General features: G+C 71.0%; 2 protein-coding genes. One reads left to right on the top strand and one right to left on the bottom strand.

What is annotated here, in order from left to right:
* A partial coding sequence (locus tag B0W88_RS31100) for a lamin tail domain-containing protein (protein ID WP_198937992.1) occupies nt 1-2,005 on the bottom strand: 2,005 nt, incomplete at its 3' end.
* Nucleotides 2,006-2,113: 108 nt separating this feature from the next.
* On the opposite strand from B0W88_RS31100, the gene B0W88_RS31095 reads away from it, so the two are divergent.
* Nucleotides 2,114-2,608 (top strand): CoxG family protein (locus tag B0W88_RS31095; protein ID WP_077038337.1); only part of this gene is annotated, 495 nt, incomplete at its 3' end.

Raw genomic sequence — 2,608 nt, 5'->3', positions numbered from 1 at the left:
GCACGGCGGCATAACGGCCAGCCCCGACGGCAGCGTTGAGGCCGTCCACCAGGTTCTGCACGGCGGTGTTGCCGTTGTTCTGCATCTCCATCAGGCCCACCACGTCGGCATCCATCGCGCCGATCTCGGCCACCAGCTTGGCGCGCTGGCGAGCGAACTCGGCGGCGTTGTCGGCGCCACGGCAGTTGGCGGCGGAGACCGCGCCGCCCAGCGAGCAGCCTTGCCCCGCCTGGCCCGAGGCCGTCGTGCCGTCGGTGAAGGTGGTGAAGTAGTTCAGCACGTTGGCGCTGGCCACGCGCACATTGCCGCCGACCGGATCGGGCGCGGTCGTGCGGGCGTTGGTGCGGGTGATCACCGGCGCGACGGTCGGCATGATCTTGTAGAGCAGCAGGCCCGAGGTGTCCGAGGTGGCCGGGCCGAAGTCGATCACGCCGGTGATCGGGGCGACCGTGTCGCCGGCGCGCACGGTGTTGTCGGCGCCGATGTAGGGCGTCGGGTTCGGGTTCTGCAGCGAGCTGTTGTCGTCCAGCAGGATCGAGCGGGCCATGTTGGCGGACTGCAGCGTGAGGGCGTCGCTGCCGGGGCGGAAGACGTTGGTGGGCGTCAGCACGCGCTCGCCTTCGGCCAGCGTCAGCTGCCCGTAGCGGCCGAGGAAGTAGTTCTGCTGCACGGTCAGCGGGCGGCTCAGCGTCACCAGCATGCCCTCGAAGCGCTCGAGGTGACCCTGCTCGTCGACCAGGCTGATCACCTGCGGCTGCGGCAGCGCATTGCCGTGGCTCAGCACGGTGATGCCGGTGGGCGCGGTCAGCTCGGTCAGCGGCGCGGCCAGGCTGGCGGCGCTGGTGGAGACCGAGTACTCCGACACGGTGGCCGACAGGCGCAGGCTGTCGCCGACGGCCACGCCGCTCGGCGCGGTGGAGGTGAAGACGAAGATGCCGTCGGAGGTGGACGGGTCGTTGTCGCCGGCCGGATCCTGCAGGTAGAAGCCGTTGTTGAGGACCAGCGTGACGATGCCGCTGGTGGTCACGACCTGACCCTTCAGCGGGCTCTGCGCGCCGTTGCCCTGGATCTGCGGGATCGTCGTCGCGCCCTGCACGCTCAGCGAGATCGTGCAGGCTGCGCTCTGCGCGTCGTCGTTGGCCCAGCCGAGGTTCAGGCTGTAGCTGCCAGCGGCCACGCTGGCAGCCACGGCCACCTGCTGCGTGGCCGTGGCGCCGTCGGCGCCGGCGGCGCTGAAGCTGCCCAGCGTGATGCCGGCCGGCCAGGTGCCGGTGGCGCTGGCGGCGTTGACGCGGCTGTCGGCGTCGCTCGCCGTAACGCTGAAGTTCGACGCCGTGCCGGCGACGACGGTCTGGGCCGCGCAGGCGGTGACGATCGGCGCATTGACCGGCGCGCCGCACAGGTGGAGGGCGCTGGCGGTGTTGCGCGGCGTGGGCGTGGCGGTGGCGAAGTCGGCGCTGTTGCTGCCGGTGTCCGTGCAGCCGGCGCCGCCACGGATGGCGGCGGTGGTGTTGGTCAGCGCCGGCGTCGGCGAGCCTTCGGTGGGCGTGGCCGAGCCGTAGCTGAGGATGTCTTCCACGCCGGTGGGCGCGGTCACGGCGGGCAGCGAGTCGCTGCTGGCGACCAGGGCCACCTTGCCGCTGGCGCCGCTCATATTGATGCCGGTGTTGGTGGTGTCGCCGTTGACGACGCCGCCCACCGCGGCCGTGCTGGCCAGCTTGACCAGGTAGTACTGGCCCGCGGCCAGCGTCGTGCCGGCCGGGATCACGACCTTCTGGTTGGCCCAGCTCGTGCCCGTCGCGCTGCTGTATTGCACCGACCAGCCCGAGATGTCCTTGGCCGCGCTGCCGGCGTTGAACAGCTCGATGAAGTCGTTCTGCCAGGTGGCGCCGGCGTTGCCGCCGCCGCCATAGACCTGGCTGATGACGATGCCGCTGGGCGAGGCCTGGGCGGCCAGCGTGGCGAAGGCTGCCGACAGCAGCAGGGCGAGGGGCTTGAGCTTCATGATCGGGACGGTCTCCATCGATGTTCGATGGGCCGCGATGCTAGGAAGCTTGTGTGACAGCATCGCGGCGGGCTATCGTGTGCCGAACCACTGTCAGGAGACGCCGCGATGGAAGTGAAGCTCGACAAGCGCTACCCGGTCGCCGCCACGCCCGCGCAGGCCTGGGCCGTGCTGTCCGACGTGAAGGCCACCGCGGCCTGCATGCCCGGGGCGCAGATCACCGAGCAGCTCGACGCCACGCACTACAAGGGCATCGTCAAGAGCAAGATCGGCCCGGCGGCGATGACCTTCAACGGCGACATCGAGGTGCTGGCGCTGGACGCCGGCACGCAGACGCTGGAGATGCTGGGCAAGGGCGCGGACAAGGCCGGCTCCTCGGCCTCGATGAAGCTGACGGCGCGCATCGAGCCCGAAGGAGCGGCCTCGGTGCTGGTCGGCTCGGCGGTGGTGACGGTCAGCGGCAAGCTGGCGCAGTTCGGCAGCCGGCTGCTGGTGCCGGTGTCTGACGCGATGCTGGCGCAGTTCGCGCAGAACTTCGGCGTGGCGGCCGCGGCGGTGCCGGTGGCTGCCGCCTCACCCGCGGCGGCGCCCGCGATTCAAGCG

The sequence above is a fragment of the Pelomonas sp. KK5 genome, assembly GCF_001984095.1.
Classification (GTDB): Bacteria; Pseudomonadota; Gammaproteobacteria; order Burkholderiales; family Burkholderiaceae_C; genus KK5.
The sequence above is the reverse complement of the archived record's forward strand: the minus strand, read 5'-3'. Positions and strand labels throughout refer to the sequence as shown.